The organism is Siminovitchia sediminis (assembly GCF_042680885.1).
GTDB classification, from domain to species: domain Bacteria; phylum Bacillota; class Bacilli; order Bacillales; family Bacillaceae_C; genus Siminovitchia; species Siminovitchia sediminis.
Genome location: NZ_JBHUEO010000045.1, coordinates 1 through 21,392 on the forward strand (window position 1 = coordinate 1; position 21,392 = coordinate 21,392).

A 21,392-nucleotide genomic window follows, 5' to 3' on the forward strand; every position below is an offset into this window, starting at 1 on the left:
ATTGCCATACATCTGGATAGACAGGTCTAGGTGGATGGGAATCTTTTTCTTAAAAATAAAAACACAAAAATCTAGATACAAGTCGTCTAAATGTAAAATAAAAAAGCCTGTAGAGAAAAAAACAGCTTGTAGAGAAAAAAACATATACTTTCTCTACAAGCTGAGCACCTTACCAGGTGCTTTTTATTATGGGAACAATGGGGTGTCATATGTCTGGGTCCGATGGCTGGCCTGAGCCTGTCGGACTAAAGAAATAGTGGATATGGAGAGGAGAAAGATCAATGCCTCTAAGGAAATATCAGGTCCTTGATAAAACGAATGATAAAGACTTAGAAATATACCATAGACCATTAACAGGAAGCCATATCGGGCCGTTGTGCTATATCCTTCCCCATGCCGAGTCTGCGCTGCTTTGCCCCCATCGTTATTATCGTCCAGGTTAGGCTTTGAATAATCCTTTATCATTTTGTCGAAAATGATGTAAAAAGGGAGGAGGGGAAGAGATTTGAAAAAATCCGGGGTGATAGCTGGCGTATGCTTGATGCTGGCGGGATGTATAGGCGAGCCGCCCAATAAGTTTGATGTAAATATGATCAACAATGAAGGAGATTCGATCGGAACCGTTACCTTTGAGGAAAAAGCTGAGGGTATTGCTATCAAAGGAGAACTGGAAGGGCTTCCTTCCGGTGATTTGGCCATGCATATCCATGATAAAGGAACATGTGAACCCCCTGACTTTTCATCAGCCGGGGAACATTTCAACCCTGATAAAAAAGACCATGGACTGCTCAACCCAAAAGGTCCGCATGCAGGTGATCTCCCCAACCTTACAGTAGATGAGAATGGAAAAGGAAAAGTGGACGTAGTAGCAAAAGAAGTGACTTTTAAGGAAAGAAAGGCTTCCCTTTATACAAAAGAAGGGACAGCCCTTGTGATCCATGAACAGGCTGATGATGGTACGAGCCAGCCTGATGGCGGCTCAGGGGACCGGATCGCCTGCGGCGAAATTTCGAAAAACAAAAAGCCAGCAAACAAATAAAGAGCGGCCCGGGGACCCGCTCCTATGCATCAAATGCGATTTGCAGTCTTTTTATTCCTTCTTCTACCATAGCTCTCGGACTGGCAACATTCATACGGACAAAGCCTTCTCCTCCGGGTCCGTATGCGTTACCCAAATTCAGTGCCAACTTTCCGCGATTCAAGAGACGTTTTTTTATTTCGTCATCTGACATCCCCAGTTGTCTGCAATTGATCCAGATCAAATATGTGCCTTCTGGGTTGATGACCTCGACCTTCGGTATTTTCTCACCGATCTCTTTCATAACATAGTCTATGTTGGATCTAATATATTGCAACGCTTCATCCAGCCAAGGTCCACCATGTTTGTAGGCTGCTTCCATTGCGATGGCTCCAAACGTATTCAACATGTGAAAACCGTCCATTGCTTGAACAGCCTCTAGTTTCCTGCGGCACTCTTTATTGGTCACCACCATAAAAGACGCTTGAACACCTGCCAGGTTAAACGTTTTTGTCGGTGCCATACATGTGAGCGTAATGTCGGCGATTGATTCACTCAAAGAAGCAACTGGTGTATGTTTATGAGGTTTTAAGACTAAATCAGCATGGATTTCATCGGACGCAATCCATACACCGTACTTTTCGCACAGCTCTGCCACTTGGAATAATTCTTCTTTCCTCCACACTCTTCCGGAAGGGTTATGAGGGTTGCTCAGCAGGAGCATTTTTACGCCGCTGCTCAGTTTAATCTCCAAATCTTCAAAATTTATCTCATAGCGGCCATTGTTTAAAACAAGCGGGGAGTTTACGACCTCTCTCCCATTTGATTTTATGATATGAAAAAAAGGAGTATATACCGGTGATTGCAGCAGAATTTGATCTCCCGGTTCCGTCAACGCCTGGATGGCCGTATGTATAGATGGCATGACACCCGGACTGTATAAAAGCCACTCCGGTTGAATCGGCCAGGAGTGACGGCTTTTTACCCAGTTACAAACAGTTTCTGATAACTGGTCTGAAATAATTGTATAACCAAAGACACCATGATCAACTCTTTCTTGAAAGGCGTCAATGACTTCTTGGGGAGGACGGAAATCCATATCCGCTACCCACATGGGAAGAAGGTCTTCGCTGCCAAATAGCTTTTTCAACCCATCCCATTTTAATGAATGAGTATTTTTTCGGTCAATCTGATCATCAAAATTCATCAACGCTCGAACACCTTCCTGCTTGTTTTAGCATTCATTATAAATGATTCTTTTTAGGAATGTCAGCTATCCTGTCTTGCATGAAGAAAAGCCTTGATTTCTTTGTACACTTCCTGCGGTCTTTCTTCTGGCAGCAGGTGGCCTGTTTCTTTTAAAACGATAAGCTTTGAATGATTTAAATCTTTTTCAAGTTTTTTACCAATACGCAGGGGAACAATTTTATCGTATTCTCCCCATAGCAGCAGACATGGTGTTTGAATCATGCGTAATTTTTCTTCAGGAAGATCACCTTCACGATGTCTCAATAGAAGTGCAAGTGATGAAAAAATCCGGGGATCCTCGAACTGCCGGGCATACCCTTGAATCATCTCGCGATTGATCAGTCCAGGGTCATGGATGACGCTTTTTAAATTTCCGACAACGCCCGTTTTAGCCAGGTAGCGCTTAACAAAAAAAGGGAAGAATGGAAGGTAAGAAGCCACAATATGGCGTTTCTTAGCCCGAGCGTAATAACTTGAACTGCAAAGAAGAACCCCTTTGTAAATTTTTTCCGGGGCCTGAAGCATCATATTCAGTGCGATTTGTCCGCCCATCGAATGGCCGGCTACCGAAAATCGATCGATCCCTAACTTTTCCAAAAGCTGTAGAACGGTTGAAGCAATATTTTGATAGGAATATTGAAAAGTTTTTGCTTTTCCGCTGTTTCCAAATGGCGGTAAGTCAACCGAAATGATATGAAAATCTTGCGCCAGAAAAGGGACCAGCATTCGAAAGCTGAAAGAGGATGATAAAAATCCATGCAAAAGGACAATGGTTTGTCCGGCATCAGGATCCCCATTTTCTTCATAATAAATTGCTGTACCATTAATCATTTCTCTGATTCCGTCCACACATCATCCCTCCGAATCCCTTTGAACAGGAAGCAAGCTTCTGCACATCTATTCACAAATTCATTTGATTTATGGCATGCTTGGTCCGTCTGTTATTGAAAGTCTTCACGCAAAATAATTCGAAAGCTTCGTCAACTGGGATGCCCCACTGAGCAGGTTGACATTTATAAGGAATTATACATGATTTTTTCATGAACAAAAAAATTCGTGGCTTCAATAAGCCACGACCATTCATAAAAAAAGGGGGAATATTGGAATGTCCTACAGTATGAGTATTTCCGGAATCTCCATACTTTAAACACAGTTTTTTTACAAGTTTGGAACATTCATTCATTGGGTACAGATTCAGAAGAACTTTTGATTTTTTTCATTATTTATGCTAATATTTTCTATTGCGTTCATAGGAGAAAATTTAATCATAATTGGGAGTTGTTTTCATGACAGCAAATTATAATCAGGGCGATATTGTAACAGGGAAGGTGACAGGGATCCAGCCTTATGGGGCGTTCATAGCGTTAGACCAGGATACTCAGGGACTGGTTCATATTTCAGAAATTAAACATGGGTTTGTCAAAGACATTCACGAGGTTCTTTCCATTGGGGAAGAAGTAAAAGTGAAAGTTCTTCAGGTGAATGAAGATGAAGGAAAAATCAGCCTTTCTATAAGGGCCCTAGAAGACGCGCCCTCTGCTGAAGAAGTGAAAAGGCCGCGCAGCCGCCGTCAGGGAAGTGTCAGGCTCGAAGACGTCGATCGGGAAGGGTTTAACACATTAAAAGACAAGTTGCAGGAATGGATTGAACAATCGGAGCGTGACGATTTAATTAAAAAGTAAAGTACAAGGAATGGTGTCTTTATAAAGTTCCTTTCATAAATCAGGCGGAGAAAATCATTGTTTCTCCGCCTGATTTATTTCCTCCCAAACTTGGGAAAGAAGCACCGAGAAATTACCGGCCTCGCAATTTTTGGAGCAGCCGGGTATTTTGTTCGGCCGTACCCGTGTAATTGTTTATATTGTACTTTTCAGCAAGTTTTTTCCGATTGGAAAATGATGAATCTTCACCAATGGATTTCAGGTAATCAACAATGGATCCAGTCTCCATATCCCCCCTTAGGTTTGGCTGGAGTGGAAAGGCTGTTTGACCTTATTTTATTTAGCAGATCCAAATTCTGCGAAGCGGTACCTTTATAATTGGTTATACCGTATTGTTTGGCCAGCCTTTCTCTATTTGCAAAGCTGGCGTCCACACCAATGCTTTTAAGATAGTCCACAATGGAATGCCCAGTATAAGACTGGGAGGGTTTGTTTGAATTGCTGACGGTCCTCATTCTATTTAACAGTTCAAGGTTTTGTTCAGCTGTTCCTCTATAGTTTTCAATCCCATATTGGGCTGCCAATTTGGAACGATTGGCAAAGGAGGAATCCATATTGATACTTTTTAGGTAATCGACAATGGAATTACCTGAGTACGTACCCTTTTGTGGAGAGCTTTCGATCTCGGGTGGATCTGTGGGCACTTCATTTTCTACCATACGGAGAAAATCATCCCATGCAATGCCTTTATAACCTTCCCGCAATTGATCCGGGCAATCTTTCAGGGACCAGTCATGGTGCTGTTTAATTTTGTCAATACCGAGGTTGTGTTTTCTCATCAAGTGTTTCGTCAGGTCTGCAGCGTTTCGCATAGCCTTTTCGTAATTCCCGTCACGATTGACACATATTTCAATAGCAATAGATTGAGTGTTGCCGGGCCCTTGTCCATCAGATGCGTGCCAACACATCACTGTATCAGGAAATGACTGGATAATCTCATGATCGTCGACTTGGTAATGCCAGCTTGCTGTCCGGGGGTTTAACTTTGTTTGTATATTAGCGTGAGCCTGAGCATCTGCCCCTCTATTGGTGTTGCCCGTTTGGTGAATCGTGATGTAGTTACATGGGTTTCCATATCCGTATGACCGTTGTTCTATCACATTCTGAGATACCAATTGACGTTTAATTGCTACCATAGAATCACCTCCTTGTATATTAAATGCACCCTGTCCTCTTATTGGAAAGGCTCTTCTCTTGGTTGTTCTGTTGGTTTTTACATAAAAAAAAGAGCCCGTCCATGCGCTCTTAACCCGTATTTTCACTATGGTATGGTTTTCTTTCCCATGTTCAAACGGATTTCAATCCTTTTGATTTCTCTGATCCTTCCCTTGTCATTAGATATACCAAAATAAAAGGAAACGTATATAATAAACGTAAGAATATCAACTTCATTATTCGAAAAAATTTATTTCCATTGATAGACGATTATCTTAGCCATATTGTTTTTTTGAAAAGCTATTCTATGGTCACCTGAAGAAGGTAAGATCATATTTTAATAAAGAAAGGGCTGAAGATTTTGTCGAAAACGGAGCAGATCATTGAGCAAACGGAAAAATATGGAGCACGGAATTATCATCCGCTTCCCATTGTTGTCTCTAAAGCGGAAGGCGTCTGGTTGGAAGATCCTGAAGGAAACCGGTATATGGATATGTTGAGTGCCTATTCTGCTGTCAACCAGGGCCATCGTCATCCAAAAATCATTCAGGCATTAAAGAATCAGGCTGATAAGGTAACGTTGACCTCCCGGGCTTTTCACAATGATCAATTGGGCCCATGGTATGAAAAAATCACCACAATCACGAATAAAGACATGGCATTGCCGATGAACACAGGGGCGGAAGCAGTCGAAACTGCTTTTAAAGCGGCACGCCGCTGGGCATACGAGGTCAAAGGAGTTCCGAAATACAAGGCAGAAATTATTGCTTGTGAAGGAAACTTTCATGGCCGGACGATGACAGCAGTCTCCCTTTCTTCTGAAGAGGAATACCAGTGCGGGTTTGGACCGCTTCTGCCGGGAATCAAGCTGGTCCCTTATGGTGATTTGGAAGCTTTGAAGCAAGCTATTACTCCACATACTGCTGCCTTCTTAATAGAGCCCATTCAAGGGGAAGCCGGAGTGATTATTCCTCCCGAAGGGTTCTTAAAAGCCGCTCGGGATGTATGCAAAGAGCATAACGTTCTTTTTATTGCAGATGAAATCCAGGCAGGACTGGGCAGGTCCGGTAAGATGTTTGCCTGTGATTGGGAGGGCATCAAACCGGATATATATATATTAGGAAAAGCATTAGGAGGGGGAGTTGTTCCCATATCCTGCATTTGTGGAGATGAAGAGGTGCTGGGAGTTTTTAATCCTGGATCACACGGGTCAACCTTTGGAGGGAATCCTCTGGCGTGTGCAGTATCTATCGCTGCTCTGGAAGTGATTGAAAATGAAAATCTTTCAGAGCATTCACTTGAACTTGGTGACTATTTTGTGTCAAAATTAAAAGAGACGAAATCCCCCATAATTAAAGAAGTTCGGGGAAAAGGTCTGTTTATTGGTGTTGAGTTGCATGAAGCTGCCCGAAAATATTGTGAAGCGCTGAAAGAAGAGGGACTTTTATGCAAGGAAACTCATGAAAATGTCATTCGGTTTGCCCCTCCGCTTGTAATCACTAAAGAAGAGGTGGATTGGGCATTGGTAAGAATTAAAAAGGTTCTATCCTGATGTTATAATGGAAGTTGATTATTAAGCAAAGAGGCGAATAAAACGATGGCAGAAAATCTGAACTTATTTACATCTACACAAGAGGTTATAAAAGAAAGCCTTAACAAACTTGGCTTTGGCGAGGAAATGTATGAATTACTGAAAGAGCCCATTCGGATGCTGACTGTCAGAATTCCAGTGAAGATGGACGACGGATCAGTCAAAGTCTTTACAGGGTTTCGAGCCCAGCATAATGACTCAGTGGGGCCGACCAAGGGGGGAGTCCGCTATCATCCGGAAGTAACCGAGGAAGAGGTTAAGGCGATGTCCCTTTGGATGACCATCAAATGCGGTATCGTGAATCTTCCCTATGGTGGTGGAAAAGGCGGAATTATTTGCGATCCCCGGACCATGTCAATGGGTGAAATTGAACGTCTCAGCCGTGAGTATGTCCGCGCCATCAGCCAAATTGTAGGGCCTACAAAGGATATTCCGGCACCTGACGTCTATACGAATTCTCAAATTATGGCATGGATGATGGATGAGTATAGCCGTTTACGTGAAAATGACTCACCCGGGTTTATTACAGGAAAACCGATTGTCCTTGGCGGGTCACAGGGAAGAGAAAAAGCCACCGCTCAAGGTGTTACGATATGTATAGAAGAAGCTGCAAGGAAACGCGGCATTGAATTAAAAGATGCGAGGATTGTCATTCAAGGATTTGGAAACGCGGGAAGCTTCCTGTCCAAGTTCCTCTATGATGCAGGAGCAAAAATTGTCGGGATTTCTGATGCATATGGTGCGCTTCATGACCCGGACGGTTTAGATATTGATTATTTGCTGGACAGAAGAGACAGCTTTGGAACGGTTACAACTCTATTTGAAAACACGATATCCAATAAGGAATTATTTGAACTGGATTGTGATATTATAGTCCCGGCTGCAGTCGCCAACCAGATTACCGGAGAAAATGCGCCGAATATAAAAGCTTCCATTGTCGTAGAAGCAGCCAACGGTCCGACCACGGATGAAGCAACCAAAATCCTATCCGAGCGAGGCATTCTTCTTGTGCCTGACGTTTTGGCCAGTGCCGGCGGTGTAACCGTCTCCTACTTTGAGTGGGTTCAGAACAATCAAGGCTATTACTGGACTGAAGAGGAAGTAAACGAAAGATTGCGCGAGAAGCTCGTTGCAGCATTTGAGAATGTTTACAACCTTTCCCAAAATCGCAGAGTGAATATGCGTCTTGCGGCTTATATGGTGGGACTTCGCAATGTTGCAGAAGCCTCGCGTTTCAGAGGATGGGTCTAACAGCATATCTTGAAAAAACTGCCAATACAACCGTATCGGCAGTTTTTTGTATAACTGTTTGACTCTCAGGGACAATATATAAAAATAGACCTGGGAGTGAAGATGATGATTCATATTGATTCTTCCATTGAAGGAAGACGGTTTAATCTTCATAAGTTAGAGCAGCTGCTGAAGCCCAAAGGTTATACTATTGGAGGAAATTGGGATTATGATCGCGGATTTTTTGATTATAAAATGGCAAATGATGAAGGATATCAATTTCTGCGAGTTCCTTTTACTGCAGTAGAAGGGCAGTTGGATATGAATGGGGCAGTAGTGGAACTGGGAAAGCCGTTTGTCCTTAACCATGTGTATCAGCGAGGACTGGATGATCATGTAGATGTTGGCAATGTAACTGCTTCTGTTAATCAATTTTCAGAACCGGAAGATCCGGATGGGTCGGTGGATGAGGAATATGTTAAACAAGGGAAAGAACTGGTCCAGAGCCTGGAAACACTGTTAACCCAATGAAAAACCAAAGTAACTGCATGCCACTTTAGGAAATTTAATGTACAGTGAGAGGAATTTGCAAAGTATTTTTTGATCATCTAATTCTTGTTAATATCTGATCCGATTGCAGAGAAGAATTTCATCTCTGAGTAGTCGCTCCAACGCCATATTGCTTTAGATTCATTAAGAAAAAGGGCTGTCTCAGAAATGCAGCATTCACTGATTTTCAGGACAGCTCTTTATAAACCTTGTCTTTAGGTAATGATGAGCGTCTTAATATCTTTGCAATGAACAAAACCGTCAAAAGTAGTTCCGCCAGAAGAAAGAGTGAATCTTACACAGCAAGTTTTCCTGTCAAAGCTGATAAAGGTGACAGGTAAAAGTAATGCGGAACTAAAAGTTGCAAAGCTGATTGGTGTATTTCTTGCAAGGTTTTTCAGCCGTTCACAAGCACAACCTTTGCAATGATCATGGTGTCTCTCTTCTCCTTTAGAACAACAGTCATGGTGATATTCCTCTTTGAAACTCAAACTGATCCCTCCTTCATTTCATTCATTCGTATTTAAGTGTTTTGGATTAGCAACACTTTTATATCGCGGCAATCTACAACAACATCCGAGGTACCGACTCTAAGATCTGCACAGCAAGTTTTGTGATTAAAGCTGATAAAAGTAGCTGGCAGTAAGAATTGAGCTTCCCCCGTTGTGAAAAGTATTGGAGTATTTCTTGCTAAATTTCTCAATTGTTCACAGGCGCACCCTTTGCAGTGGTCATTGCCCCGATCAAAACAACAGCAGTCTTTTTCGTGATGGCGGTCACGTTCTGAACGTTCATCCCTTTCATGCCTGCGTTTGCCTTCATCTTTTTCGGAGCGGATATCACAACGACCGCCACGATCAAGTCCGCAGCCACAGTCATCGTGATGGTGCTCTTCGCCCCAAATGAAACATTTGTGCTTTCGATGTCGCCTCTTGCCCCTGCTAGGCAACTCATAACAAAATTCTTCCTCGAAGTACACAGTATCACTCCTTTTCTTTTCTTTTCTAAAGGCGATAGCCTTTTGTTATTAGTCTATTAATGAAATTTGAAATTGATTGGACAATCGTTCTGAGGATAAAGACCATTTTTATCTAGCTGTCCTTGGTTGATTGTCTAATAGCATTTACTGATTGCTCTATTGTTGCCTTAACTTTTTCTACTATTTCGGTGTCTACGAATTCTATTTTTTGTAGAGGCTGAATAGCCATTTGGACGATAGCGTCTGCTAGTTCCTCTGTCATTGTTGGAGGGTCTGATTTTACATTGGTCTCAGATAATACATGATCCAGGTTTATTTCCGGAATAGCCGATCCATCTCCAATGTTTACTTTCATTTTCTCAGAAAGCTCTTTAAACAGATCGACGGGATTTTGGGCGGAATTCATGAATATATCACTCCTTTTCCACATTTATTAGTAGGATATTGTACATAGATGAATTCTGATTGGACCAATTAAATGAATAAAAGCACATTTTTATTGGAATATAGAGATTCTTTAAAAAGGCATCAGATTAATCTGAATATGTCGAAATAATTAGGAGTAGGAGTTATTTGGAAAGAGATGAAAGTGATTTCCTTTTTGATTCAAGCAGCTTCTGATTGAATAAGATCCTTTCATCCGTTGGACGAAATTCCCTTGCTTTTTCATTATGCATATAGGATTTTTCAAAATCCTGAAGATGATAATAGCAGACGCATAACTGTTGATGCGGGTACCATGTAGAGTAGGCTGGGTAAGTAAAGCTCCACTTATTTGGGTCATCCGGAAGAGTGGTGGCAAGCTCATACCAGAAAACAGCCGAATAATAATCACTGCCCTGCTGAAAGTTGTAGCCAATTCTGCAGCATATTTCCGGTCGGGGTGTTTTGGCGAGCTCCAAAGCTAAAAACAGTGACGATCGTTCCTTTTCTTTATCTCCTAACAGACGATAGCAATCAGCTCGAAAGACACAGGAATAAATTTTATCTTCTAACCATCCATCCTTTCTTTCGACAGCTTTATTGTAACTTTCGATGGCATCTTGAAAATGACCATTTTCTCTCAATTCATTCCCGTAATAAAAGTAATCCCTAGTTGTAAACACATCTCCATTTTTAATTTTACTTTCATAAATGGAAAGGTTTCTTCGGACAGCATGGCTGTTTTTTAGATGCGTAATGGCAATATCGGAATTGATGATATGTCCCGATACTTCAATATAATTATGAACATCTCCTTTCCATTGAAAATTTCGGGTTCTTTTAAGAAGCCGATTTCTCCGGTATCGTAATGTCACGTTTCCATATTCATCTACACCCGCGTTGTAAAACATAGAGACAGAATCAACGTTCGAATCTAATGTTTCTTTTAGGTATTTCAACTTTTTCCGGTCTTCTTCCAACAGCACGTCGTCTGCATCAAGATAAAAAATATAGTCCTTCGTTGCAAATTTAAACGATTCATTTCTCGCATCTTTAAATTTCCCTGTCCATTGGAAGAAAAAAATTCGGTCAGTATATTGTTTTGCGATTTCTACAGTTTTGTCCGTGGAGCCTGTATCCACAATATTAATTTCATCCACTAGATCTTTAACTGAATTAAGGCATCTCTCTAGTACGTCTTCCTCATTTTTAACGATCATACATAAGCTAATTGTAACCACCTTGTACCCTCCTGCTTTTTTTAAAAAAGGAAGATACTCCTTGAGTATCTTCCTATGAATAAATTTTTCTGTAAACTTAAGGCCCCGTAGGTCCGGCAGGTCCTGTAGGTCCGGCAGGTCCTGTAGGTCCGGCAGGTCCCGTAGGTCCGGCAGGTCCTGTAGGTCCGGCAGGTCCCGTAGGTCCGGCAGGTCCTGTAGGTCCGGCAGGTCCCGTAGGTCCGGCAGGTCCCGTAGGTCCGGCAGGTCCCGTAGGTCCAGCAGGCCCCGTTGCGCCATCAGCTCCGGCAGGTCCTGTAGGTCCAGCAGGCCCCGTTGCGCCATCGGCTCCGGCAGGCCCCGTAGGTCCGGCAGGTCCCGTCGCTCCATCATCTCCGGCAGGACCCGTAGGTCCAGCAGGCCCCGTTGCGCCATCAGCTCCGGCAGGTCCTGTAGGTCCAGCGGGCCCCGTCGCGCCATCGGCTCCGGCAGGTCCCGTAGGTCCAGCAGGTCCCGTCGCTCCATCATCTCCGGCAGGTCCCGTAGGTCCAGCAGGTCCCGTCGCTCCATCATCTCCGGCAGGTCCCGTAGGTCCAGCAGGCCCCGTAGGTCCGGCAGGTCCCGTCGCTCCAGCAGGTCCGGCAGGTCCAGGTAAACCTGGAGCCCCATCAAATTCCAATAAAGCGACATCATCTATCAGTATTCTGAATATTGACATAAGTCCTGGTTGTTTAATAATTTCGACTCTTGCTTTTGTCGCGTTAGCTGGTGCAGGCTCTGTAATTAAATAGATTTCCTTCCAAGCTTCAAAGGGGGGGCCTGAGATCATATTGCCGCTGAAAGTAACATCAGTATCAATCCCTGACCCTACTTCTTCGTTATTCTCATTTAAATATATAACACGTATGGCAACCCGATCAGTGTTGCTTTGAGAAGCCAATGACACTTTCAACATATAATTCTGCCCAGGTTCAATGTTTACGGTTTGAGTCAGGGAGGCTGTTGTGGGACCGGGCTCAAAAACAGCTGCATATTGGCCTGTATGAGTATTTGTGTCAGTAATGGATGAATTGTTTGCTGTCCAACCTTCCAAAGTTCCTGTTTCGAATCCTCCATTGAATATCAAGTTAATGACAGACAAGTGTTTCCCTCCTTATAAACAAAGTAGTTCAATGAATTTCTTCTAAATTGAACTCTCGGAATATACTATGTAAGCTAATATTGCTTGTTCAGGCAAAGTATCTAAGTTAGGAACACATTTACATGGATTTATATGCCTAAAAAAATCTGTTGCTCACCAGTTGTTTGTGATCAACAGATACTAAAAAGATTATAGAAGTGCGCTAATTTCGTTTAACATTTGTTTGGCACGCTCATCGTGTGTATGGTGTTGTTGGACAAATCGATATCCGTTTTCTGTAATTCTGATACGTTCCTGCTCATTTGCCAAGTAATACGCAGCTTTTTCCTTAAAATCATCTACTGTGCAGGAGATAAAGTTTTCCTTGTCTTTAAACCCCAGCTCCAGAATATCTTCGTTGGGTTCCGCCAGCAGCAGTGTTTTACAGGCAGGAGCCTCAAAGAACTTTAATACGGCAACCCTGCCTGTTTTGTGTCGTCCTCCGCAAGTGAAAAATAATTTTGTTCGGTTCAGTTCCTTTGCATAATCTTCGTTCACGATTAACTCTTGTGCATCTGTAGCAAGGTGACCAGGGTGGGGATGATAGACAAATCCCGGTTCATCTTTCATTTGTTCAAAGACAGTGTCCCTGAATGCATACCTTCCTTTTGGGGGCATTACCTTGGGCAAGCGATGGTGAGTTTGTATGTTTTTATCGATATATACTAATCCCATTAACAATGTATCGATCTCTTTTTTAAGCCCATAGTCTTTCATAATGTCTGGATTAATGGACCAGGGAAGCCAGCGGAACTGATCTTTAAAATTGGGGAACGTCTGAAGAAATGGGTGTTTGGTGGCTGAAAAAATAAGATCTATATTGTTTTCTGTAAAATACCGAATTCTTTCATTGGGCTGCCAGTGAAGGTCAATGACAAAACAGCCCTTCGGTATATCTATATCTGCCAAGCCATCCACCATAGGTGAAAGGGCCGTATTCCAAGCGATGTCATAATGAAAAATAAAATCAGGTTGGAGGTTCATTGTTTTCAATATGTCTTGTATATGGCCATCCATATGCCAATAATAAACATTTGCATATTTTTCAAGTGCGTCAAAGATATCTTTTTTTACTTTATGTTTCGGATAAACCCAAAAAGGCTTAACCAGGATTAAAATTTTTAGTTTTTTATCCATATTATATAACCACCTTTAATTCTTTTCCTTTAACCATTATTTATATGATGATAGAAACGGATTTGTATGGACGGGACAAAAGAAAAAAGGGAACGTATTCCCTTTTGTCATAGTCTCCATAGGTAAATCCCTTTGTCCAGACTATGTCGGGGAACAGCTCCCTTGACGTCCATTAAAATTCCTTTTCTCTTTTTAAAGAGGATGTTTACGTCCGCTGATTTAAACTCTCTGTGGGGGACGGAGAGAATGACTACATCTGATGGCTCAAGTTTTTCCATAGGTTTTAATTTGATTTTTGTGTCACTCAATTGACTGGGGGAAACATAGGGATCACATACTTGAATCGATAAACCTAGAGCTTGAAGCTTCTCTATAAGTTCCAGCGATTTAGAATTTCGTATATCAGGAATATTTTCTTTAAATGTGATTCCCAGAACTGAAATTACTAAGTCCTTTATATTTAGTTTCTGTGACACCACTAGCTGCAATAAAGACTGGATCATGTAATCTGGCATATATTCATTTATTTTCCTTGCTTCTGAAATAAAACCGGGATCATAACCTTCCGCTTTTGATTTGTGGATGAGGTAATGGGTATCGACACCGATGCAGTGTCCACCAACCAACCCCGGAGAAAGAGGGATAAAATTCCATTTTGTTTTGGCTGCAGCAAGTACGTCATGCGTATCAATGTGTAATCGGTCAAAAATTAGAGAAAGTTCATTCATAAAGGCTATATTCACATCACGCTGAGTGTTCTCTACAATTTTTGAAGCTTCCGCTACCTTAATGGAGGGAGCTTTATGAAGGTCTGCATCGATAACCTCCTTATAAATCTCATATATTTTCTTCAATGTATAGCTGTTTTGTCCGGAAATAACTTTGGGTATGGTCTTAAAAGTGTGTTCCTGGTCTCCCGGGTTAATTCTTTCCGGAGAATAACCGACAAAAAAATCCTTTCCTGATTTTAATCCGGAGTGCTTTTCTAAGATGGGAATGCAAACTTCTTCGGTTGTCCCCGGATATACGGTTGACTCGTAAACGACGATCGTTTTCGCTGAAAGATTTCTTCCGATGAGAGCTGAAGCCTCTTTCAAATAAGATAAATCAGGTTCTTTTTTATGGGTAAGCGGGGTTGGAACGGCTACTATAATAACCTGGCAATCTTTTAACTTTGCCTCTTCAAATACGAATTTAATAGAAGCTTTTATTAAATCACTACTATCTATTTGGCCCGATGGATCCACGCCTTTTTTTAACCGTTCAATCTTATTTTTATCAATATCGAATCCAACCACATGGAATTTTTCTGAAAAGGCAACGGCTACCGGCAGCCCAACATAGCCAAGCCCCACTACACCCACTGTGTTTACGTTTTCCTCCTTGTCTTCCTTCGGCGATTTATCAGAACGCTGCATCATGTTTCGTTCTTGTCTGTCATCCGTTGCTTTTGCATGATGTTTTTCTCGTTGATATTCCATGAGGGATGTTCCTTTCAAAGAAATTATTAATCTATATATGCAACGCAACAGCAAGATGCCAAGCTTTAGTAGAAAAAGAGGCACCACCACAAAATATTCTAGGTTATCGCCTGAAACGTTATGTGCCCTCAGAATTAACGTTGACATATTTTTATAATCTGGGGAAAAGCCGTGTTATTGAAAGAAGGTATAGAGTACATTAACCAAAGGAGAGAAAATAGAAAATGTAGAAAAGTGGAGGGGACATCATGATTCCGATTACTGATCCGAAAGGACAGTTCACCCTTATACAAGAAAAAATTATGAGCCAAATCAATGATGTGTTATTGAGCGGTAATTACATTTTAGGACATCATGTCACAGAGTTTGAAAATCAAATTGCCAAGCGCTTGGGAGTTTCGGATGCAATTGCGGTTGCCAACGGAACCGACGCTTTAGTGTTAGTCCTTCGTGCCTATAATATTGGCAAAGGGGATGAGGTGATTACAACTCCTTTTTCCTTTTTTGCCACAGCCGAGGCCATTACCAGGGTGGGAGCCACCCCCGTTTTTGCCGATATTGATGAGACATTTAATTTGGATCCAGAAAAAGTGAGGGGGAAAATTACATCAGCAACGAAAGCGATTCTTCCTGTTCATCTTTTCGGTCTGCCTGCTGACATGGATCAAATCAACACAATCGCTTCTGAACATCAATTAATTGTCATTGAAGATGCCTGTCAGGCATTTGGTGCCAAATATAAAGGGAAAGAAGCAGGAAGTTTAGGCGATGCAGCATGCTTCTCTTTTTTTCCGACAAAAAACTTATCCACAATGGGGGACGGGGGATTAATTACAACTTCCGACAAAAATATAGCCGAACGAATAAGAACCTTAAGGTCGCATGGAAGCAGTAAAAAATATTTTCATCAGGAAATTGGATATAACAGCCGTCTTGATGAATTACATGCCGCCATTCTTTTGGTTTGCCTCAAATACATTGACAGCTGGAACGAAAAGAGAAGGCTCCTCGCTCAAAGGTATTACAAAGACCTGGATGCAGTGCCGTTTTTGAAATTACCTCCGATCATCAATCATTCCACTCATGTCTATCACTTATTTAGTATTCAATCTGACCATAGAAGGGATCTCATCCATCATTTAAAACAATTAGGAATTCAAACAGGGATCTATTATCCGTGCTGTATTCACTTGCAGGAAGTATATAAAAATCTAGGATATCAAAAAGGGGATTTCCCTGTTGCAGAAAAAATGTCCCAATCGTTATTTTCTATTCCACTGTTTCCAACAATGACATCCGGGGAGCAGTCTCAAGTGATTTCCGCTTTGAGAGGTTTTGAGGTGACCGGTTCATGATTCGTGCTGGTTTGATCGGCTGTGGATACATTTCACATAAACATGTAAGAACATTGTCCCGGATGACCGAAATTTCTTTAATAGCTGTCTGTGATATCCAGCCAGGGAAAATGAAGGAAACCGCTGCTCTTTACCAAAGCGAGAAAAGCAGTGAAAATGAAATAACTTTGTACAAAAATTACGTGGATCTGCTGAAAGATTCCCGGATTGACCTTGTGATTAATTGTACGTCCTCCGGGTTTCATTATCCTATGACGAAAGAAGCTTTAAGGTATGGAAAACATGTTATTGTTGAAAAACCACTGACTTTGTCATTAAGGGAAGCAGATGACCTGATTCATACAGCAGATCTTCGCAAGAAACATATCTTCGTATGCCATCAGTTGAGATTTCGTCCCTTAATGCAAAGAATCAAGGAATTATTGGATCAAGGTGTTCTCGGAGAGACCTATATGGGAACCGTTTCTTTAAGACTGCATCGTTCTTTGGATTATTACACGTCATCCAACTGGAAAGGAACTTGGGAACACGATGGCGGAATGCTGGTGAATCAAGGGGTCCATCTGATAGATTTATTAATTTGGTATTTGGGAGACGTCCAATCCGTATATGGAGAGATGGTTTCAAGGGCGCACGAAAAGGAAACCGAAGATGCAGCATGTGGAATCTTATCTTTTCAAAATAAGGCAATGGGGCTGATTGAAGCCAATACGATTACAAAACCGAAGAATCAGGGCTATCAATTATCCATATTTGGTGAAAAAGGAACCATCCATATTGGCGGACCAGGTTTTAATGAAGTGCTTCATTGCTATATAGAAGGCCTGCCTACCGTTGAGGAAGAGTTGAGGAGACTGAGTATTCAATTAGATGAACATGAGCGGATGTACCAAAGCTTTTTGAAAACAATTACTCAGCAAAAAGAAAACGATATGTCTGCCAAAGAAGGAAGAAGAGCGTTAGAAACAATTTTTGCTCTCTATAAATCCAGTAAAAAGAAGGGACCCGTATCGTTGCCTATGGGTGATTTTTCAACTAAGGATATGTTAGAAACATAAAGGGTTAATAGAAAAGCAGGAGGACTTAACATGATTGATGAAAGCATAAAGCTGGGGTTACATGTAAAGATTGGTGAATATGTTATCATTGAGAAAAACGTTGTGATAGGTGACAATGTCGTCATCGGCCACCATGCTGTCATTAAAGAGGGCACCATCATTGGGAATCATGTAATTATAAGTGATCACTCTGTATTGGGACAGTTCCCGGTATCAAACAAAAAAATGGCAAGAAAGCCGCCCAGCCAATTATCTCCACTAGTCATTGGCAATTCTGCAAGGATCGGCAGTCAATGTGTTATTTTTCGAGGAACCACTATTCATGATGGTGTCTTGGTTGGTGATGCAGCGGCTATCCGGGAGAATGTGACTGTTGGAAAGAACAGTATTATTGGAAGAAATGTCATGGTGGAAAATAACACCTTCATCGGTGAACATGTTACAGTACAGACGAGTTCTTATGTAACTGCTTTTATGATAATAGAGGACGATGTTTTCATAGGCCCTTGTCTTTCTTCCTCTAATGATAAATATATGAGCGCGGGAAATGGAGAACTGATAGGACCCATTTTGAAAAGAGGTTCAAAAATTGGCAATAACGTATCGTTATTGCCTGGTGTGACCATTGGAGAAAACGCAGTCGTTGGAGCCGGGGCCGTTGTAACTAAAAATGTAAAACCCAACGAAGTGGTTATTGGAAATCCTGCCAGGCCGATGCGTCAGTGACCGTCAGATTTTTTGTATTCGAAAAGAACTTTGTGAACTAAACGAAGCTTTTGCAGACAAATGATACTGCATCGGCTTCGTTTAGCATAGCAAAGTTAGGTATCCAATGTATTTCTAATCTTTATTCCTCTTCAGGGACAGCTAAATGCAGAGGCGGAGGAATCAGCCAGCCTTTTTCTTTGTTTAATCTTAAGGCTTTTAAGCCTAATTGTGCTTTTTTAGTATGCATCCGCTCAAACATCATGCCGATGTCCTCACGTATCGACATCCCCATAGCCTGGCTGCAAGCCACTAAACCGGCTGCGATATCAAGGGAAATTTTCGCTCCAATTTCTTGGTCATAAAACTTAGCACCTGCAGGGATATCTTCCAAATCTGCTTTGGGGCGTTCCGCCGGGGCAGGAGGCAGGTAGACGCCGTGCTCTTTTAAGTAACCTTCCAATTCACGGCTGTCAGACTTGGACATTTCAATGGCTTCTTTCAATAATTCCTGCAGGTCTCTATCACCTGCATGATTCAAAAGCGTTTGATATTCGGCTACCATTGCCTTACAGCCGGAATAAGCGATCCAAATGGAATAAACTTCTCCATAGTGCATGGGCTCATTTTTTGGATTGCCGCTCAAAATTCCCACATGAGTTCCTCACCTTTCACTATTTGTAATTACGGACGTAGTTTATGGAATAAAGCAATGGATTATACAAGAAAGGAAATGTTTGCTGGGAAGATCTTTGTTTCCGAATGAAAACATATTTATGAGACCGAATAACGGGTGCGTAGTACCGATGGTCGCCAAGGGAGATTCAAGAAACCCAAATCATCATGTTGAGGGGTGAATAGGTCGCCAAGGCAGGTTCAAGTAGCCCGAATCATCACGCTGAGGTATGAAATGGTTACCGAGGCAGGTTCAAAAAGCCAAACCATTACCCAGTTATGAATTTGGTCGCCAAGGAATAATCGAGAAACTCCAACGGAGCCCGAGTTGAATTGGTCATCAAGCGGATGTAAGAAACCCAAACTACAAATAAATGATTAAGCCTCTACTTGAAGTTTGCACAGGGGACAAGCCTTCTTTCTATTGTGTCAAGGGGTAAATGTAAGATCCGAATCAGGATCACACCGGTGAATCAATTATCTTATGCAGATAAAGTACCAGCTTGAGGACAGAAAGAACTCTCAGCCATCACCCTTATTAATTTTTTGTTTTTTTATCAAGGTAAGAGCGTTCTCCCCTTAAAACCAACGGCACGCACCTTTCAGTCAACTATTCAAATTTTACTGAGAGTTGTGATAGAACAAAGGTTTCACGGGTCTCTTTGGGGGAGAACATTTAACTTTTGTCAGGATTCAATTACAGAAGAAGGGGGTAGACTATTGTACATAGAGAAACCGGCAACAAGGTTCCTTTAAAAAGAAAACCTTGCTCAATTGTCTGATTGTACGTCCTTATCGCTTAAAAAGGTTTAAAGTGAGTCCGACAAGCATCATGAATGACATAAATTCCTTTTAATACACAGGCTGAATTTAAAAGGAGAGATGCCTAATGGGAAAACCACATATTTTATCTGCCTGGGCTTCTTTATGGAAATTACATCAACAAACAAAAGAATTGTTAATGTTTGCGGTCCCGGGGAAAAACACATCTGTTAAACAGAAAAGAAACTCAGAAGATGGAGGAACCGGCAATTCGCAAGGGAACGGAAATCGCAGGGATTCGTATAGCAAAGTTCAAAAAATAGGATTGATCTTAGGGCCATTATTGTTTTTACTTACACAAATATTTTTTGCTCCGGAAGGGTTAAGCCCGGAAGGTAAGTCAGTATTAGCGGTCACTCTCTGGGTGGCCACTTGGTGGGTGACCGAGGCAATTCCTATACCAGCCGCATCACTTTTGCCGATCATTTTACTGCCGATGACGGGAGCTGTGTCTGGATCAGAAGTAACTACTTCATATGGGGATCCGATTATCTTTTTGTTTTTAGGCGGCTTTTTTATTGCCATTGCTATGGAAAAATGGAACCTGCATAAACGAATTGCCATCACAATCATTTCTTTGATTGGAACCAATGTTCAAAGAATTGTGTTGGGATTTATGGCAGCTACGGGTTTCTTATCTATGTGGGTGTCTAATACGGCAGCAGTGATGATGATGATTCCTATTGGAACTGCGATTGTTTATCAGGCGGCTGCAGCCATGAAAAAAACAAATCCCAGTGACAGCCGCAATTTTGAAAAAGGGGTTATTTTGGCGATCGGCTATGCAGGTACGATCGGAGGGCTTGGTACACTTATTGGAACACCGCCTAATATCATTTTAGCAGCCACCGTAAATAAGCTTTTTGGTATTCAAATTTCGTTTGCAGGGTGGATGGTTTTTGCCATACCAGTAGTGGTTATTATGATTATAGGGACTTGGCTTTATATCACGAAAATTGCATTTCCTGTGAAACTCAAAGAGCTGCCGGGCGGGAAAGAGCTGATTGAAAAAGAAAAGGCATCATTGGGTAAAATCAGTTATGAAGAAAAAATGGTCTTGGCTGTATTCTTATTTGCGGCATTTATGTGGATCACGAGAACTTTCATTTGGGAGAATGCAGTAGGGATCACCACCCTTTCCGATACATTGATTGCTATTCTTGCTGCAGTACTCCTATTTTTAATTCCGGCAAAAGGGAAAGGGCGTATTGTTGAATGGGATAGTGCAAAAGACATACCGTGGGGAGTTTTATTGTTGTTTGGCGGAGGACTATCGATAGCCGGAGGTTTTATAGACACGGGTCTTGCTGAATGGATGGGAACTCAGCTCACAGTACTTGAAGGTGTACATTTCCTATTGATTATTTTTTCGGCAACAGCACTGGTATTGGGATTGACAGAATTCACTTCCAATACGGCAACCGCTACAATGATTTTGCCCGTTCTTGGTTCGTTAGCTTTGGCAATCAACGTTCACCCATACGCCCTGATGGTTCCGGCAGCCATGGCAGCGAACTGCGCCTTTATGATGCCTGTAGGGACACCACCAAATGCTATTATGTTTGCCACGGGAAAATTAAAGCTTATAGATATGATCAGAGCAGGGTTCTGGGTAAATGTGTTTGTTTTAATTTTAATTGTTGCAGTGGTTTTTTTATTACTGCCAGTGTTATGGGGAATCGATTTGACCGTTTATCCAGATGCATTGAAATAAAAACACATATAAAAAAGGGGCTGTCTAAATAGCCCCTAAAATAAATCAGGAGGAGAAAACCGAATCGTTTTTCTCCTCCTGATTTTGCATTTGTGGGCTTTTTTCCTAAAAGCAGCTGGCGGATGCCCGCCACT

General features: G+C 41.8%; 21 protein-coding genes. 9 read left to right on the forward strand and 12 right to left on the reverse strand.

Annotated features, from left to right (window positions below; all coding sequences use genetic code 11):
• Nucleotides 1–541: 541 nt before the first annotated feature.
• A complete protein-coding gene (locus ACFSCZ_RS13855; RefSeq protein ID WP_380774659.1) occupies nucleotides 542–1,039 on the forward strand; it encodes a superoxide dismutase family protein in 498 nt (165 codons plus the stop codon).
• Between the two features lie 22 nt (nucleotides 1,040–1,061).
• Here the strand turns inward: ACFSCZ_RS13855 and ACFSCZ_RS13860 are convergent, their stop codons facing one another.
• On the reverse strand, nucleotides 1,062–2,225 hold the full coding sequence (locus ACFSCZ_RS13860) for a MalY/PatB family protein (RefSeq protein WP_380774661.1): 1,164 nt from the start codon (nucleotides 2,223–2,225) through the stop codon (nucleotides 1,062–1,064).
• A gap of 62 nt (nucleotides 2,226–2,287) precedes the next feature.
• Nucleotides 2,288–3,115, reverse strand: a complete 828-nt coding sequence (locus tag ACFSCZ_RS13865; protein WP_380774636.1) for an alpha/beta fold hydrolase — start codon at nucleotides 3,113–3,115, stop codon at nucleotides 2,288–2,290.
• A gap of 437 nt (nucleotides 3,116–3,552) precedes the next feature.
• Here ACFSCZ_RS13865 and yugI point away from each other — a divergent pair, with 437 nt between their 5' ends.
• Nucleotides 3,553–3,948: a S1 domain-containing post-transcriptional regulator GSP13 gene (yugI, locus tag ACFSCZ_RS13870; RefSeq protein WP_380774637.1), complete on the forward strand. Its 396-nt coding sequence runs from the start codon at nucleotides 3,553–3,555 to the stop codon at nucleotides 3,946–3,948.
• 112 nt (nucleotides 3,949–4,060) lie between these two features.
• Here yugI and ACFSCZ_RS13875 read toward each other — a convergent pair whose 3' ends face one another.
• Together ACFSCZ_RS13875 and ACFSCZ_RS13880 are read right to left on the reverse strand one after the other, a co-directional pair.
• Nucleotides 4,061–4,216, reverse strand: coding sequence for a DUF3597 family protein (locus ACFSCZ_RS13875; protein ID WP_380774638.1), 156 nt, complete (start codon nucleotides 4,214–4,216; stop codon nucleotides 4,061–4,063).
• On the reverse strand, nucleotides 4,194–5,123 hold the full coding sequence (locus tag ACFSCZ_RS13880) for an N-acetylmuramoyl-L-alanine amidase (protein ID WP_380774639.1): 930 nt from the start codon (nucleotides 5,121–5,123) through the stop codon (nucleotides 4,194–4,196). The genes ACFSCZ_RS13875 and ACFSCZ_RS13880 overlap by 23 nt, the downstream gene beginning before the upstream one ends.
• Nucleotides 5,124–5,503: 380 nt before the next feature.
• On the opposite strand from ACFSCZ_RS13880, the gene ACFSCZ_RS13885 reads away from it, so the two are divergent.
• The 3 genes from ACFSCZ_RS13885 (at nucleotide 5,504) to ACFSCZ_RS13895 (ending at nucleotide 8,494) form a co-directional block, all read left to right on the forward strand.
• On the forward strand, nucleotides 5,504–6,694 hold the full coding sequence (locus ACFSCZ_RS13885; protein WP_380774641.1) for an ornithine--oxo-acid transaminase: 1,191 nt from the start codon (nucleotides 5,504–5,506) through the stop codon (nucleotides 6,692–6,694).
• 45 nt (nucleotides 6,695–6,739) lie between these two features.
• Nucleotides 6,740–7,984, forward strand: a complete 1,245-nt coding sequence (locus tag ACFSCZ_RS13890) for a Glu/Leu/Phe/Val family dehydrogenase (RefSeq protein ID WP_380774642.1) — start codon at nucleotides 6,740–6,742, stop codon at nucleotides 7,982–7,984.
• A 105-nt stretch (nucleotides 7,985–8,089) separates the two neighbouring features.
• Nucleotides 8,090–8,494: a YugN-like family protein gene (locus ACFSCZ_RS13895; protein ID WP_380774643.1), complete on the forward strand. Its 405-nt coding sequence runs from the start codon at nucleotides 8,090–8,092 to the stop codon at nucleotides 8,492–8,494.
• A 233-nt stretch (nucleotides 8,495–8,727) separates the two neighbouring features.
• On the opposite strand, the gene ACFSCZ_RS13900 is transcribed toward ACFSCZ_RS13895, so the two are convergent.
• The 7 genes from ACFSCZ_RS13900 to ACFSCZ_RS13930 all read right to left on the reverse strand — a co-directional run bounded on the left by ACFSCZ_RS13900 (nucleotide 8,728) and on the right by ACFSCZ_RS13930 (nucleotide 14,929).
• Complete coding sequence (locus ACFSCZ_RS13900; RefSeq protein ID WP_380774644.1) at nucleotides 8,728–9,003, reverse strand: hypothetical protein; 276 nt, start codon at nucleotides 9,001–9,003, stop codon at nucleotides 8,728–8,730.
• A 208-nt stretch (nucleotides 9,004–9,211) separates the two neighbouring features.
• Nucleotides 9,212–9,466, reverse strand: coding sequence for a hypothetical protein (locus ACFSCZ_RS13905; RefSeq protein WP_380774645.1), 255 nt, complete (start codon nucleotides 9,464–9,466; stop codon nucleotides 9,212–9,214).
• Between the two features lie 137 nt (nucleotides 9,467–9,603).
• The gene (locus ACFSCZ_RS13910; protein WP_380774646.1) at nucleotides 9,604–9,897 is read right to left on the reverse strand and encodes a hypothetical protein; all 294 of its coding nucleotides are present in this window, start codon (nucleotides 9,895–9,897) and stop codon (nucleotides 9,604–9,606) included.
• A gap of 163 nt (nucleotides 9,898–10,060) precedes the next feature.
• Entirely contained in the window at nucleotides 10,061–11,155 is a 1,095-nt protein-coding gene (locus ACFSCZ_RS13915) for a glycosyltransferase (protein ID WP_380774647.1), read from the reverse strand.
• A gap of 76 nt (nucleotides 11,156–11,231) precedes the next feature.
• Nucleotides 11,232–12,272 (reverse strand): NTTRR-F1 domain, encoded by a 1,041-nt coding sequence (locus ACFSCZ_RS13920; RefSeq protein WP_380774648.1) that lies wholly within the window; start codon nucleotides 12,270–12,272, stop codon nucleotides 11,232–11,234.
• A 189-nt stretch (nucleotides 12,273–12,461) separates the two neighbouring features.
• Nucleotides 12,462–13,448 carry a glycosyltransferase gene (locus tag ACFSCZ_RS13925; protein ID WP_380774649.1) on the reverse strand — a complete coding sequence of 329 codons (987 nt, stop codon included), beginning with the start codon at nucleotides 13,446–13,448 and terminating at the stop codon, nucleotides 12,462–12,464.
• Nucleotides 13,449–13,555: 107 nt separating this feature from the next.
• Nucleotides 13,556–14,929 (reverse strand): nucleotide sugar dehydrogenase, encoded by a 1,374-nt coding sequence (locus tag ACFSCZ_RS13930; RefSeq protein ID WP_380774650.1) that lies wholly within the window; start codon nucleotides 14,927–14,929, stop codon nucleotides 13,556–13,558.
• A gap of 248 nt (nucleotides 14,930–15,177) precedes the next feature.
• Here ACFSCZ_RS13930 and ACFSCZ_RS13935 point away from each other — a divergent pair, with 248 nt between their 5' ends.
• Genes ACFSCZ_RS13935 through ACFSCZ_RS13945 form a run of 3 tightly spaced genes read left to right on the forward strand, consistent with a single transcriptional unit; the run spans nucleotide 15,178 to nucleotide 18,068 of the window.
• Complete coding sequence (locus ACFSCZ_RS13935; RefSeq protein WP_380774652.1) at nucleotides 15,178–16,284, forward strand: DegT/DnrJ/EryC1/StrS family aminotransferase; 1,107 nt, start codon at nucleotides 15,178–15,180, stop codon at nucleotides 16,282–16,284.
• Complete coding sequence (locus tag ACFSCZ_RS13940; protein WP_380774653.1) at nucleotides 16,281–17,342, forward strand: Gfo/Idh/MocA family protein; 1,062 nt, start codon at nucleotides 16,281–16,283, stop codon at nucleotides 17,340–17,342. Before ACFSCZ_RS13935 ends, ACFSCZ_RS13940 begins: the two co-directional genes overlap by 4 nt.
• A 30-nt stretch (nucleotides 17,343–17,372) precedes the next feature.
• Nucleotides 17,373–18,068: an N-acetyltransferase gene (locus tag ACFSCZ_RS13945; RefSeq protein ID WP_380774655.1), complete on the forward strand. Its 696-nt coding sequence runs from the start codon at nucleotides 17,373–17,375 to the stop codon at nucleotides 18,066–18,068.
• Between the two features lie 121 nt (nucleotides 18,069–18,189).
• Here the strand turns inward: ACFSCZ_RS13945 and ACFSCZ_RS13950 are convergent, their stop codons facing one another.
• Nucleotides 18,190–18,702 carry a DUF3231 family protein gene (locus ACFSCZ_RS13950; RefSeq protein WP_380774656.1) on the reverse strand — a complete coding sequence of 171 codons (513 nt, stop codon included), beginning with the start codon at nucleotides 18,700–18,702 and terminating at the stop codon, nucleotides 18,190–18,192.
• A 909-nt stretch (nucleotides 18,703–19,611) separates the two neighbouring features.
• On the opposite strand from ACFSCZ_RS13950, the gene ACFSCZ_RS13955 reads away from it, so the two are divergent.
• The gene (locus ACFSCZ_RS13955; protein ID WP_380774658.1) at nucleotides 19,612–21,258 is read left to right on the forward strand and encodes an SLC13 family permease; all 1,647 of its coding nucleotides are present in this window, start codon (nucleotides 19,612–19,614) and stop codon (nucleotides 21,256–21,258) included.
• The last annotated feature ends 134 nt before the right edge of the window (nucleotides 21,259–21,392 follow it).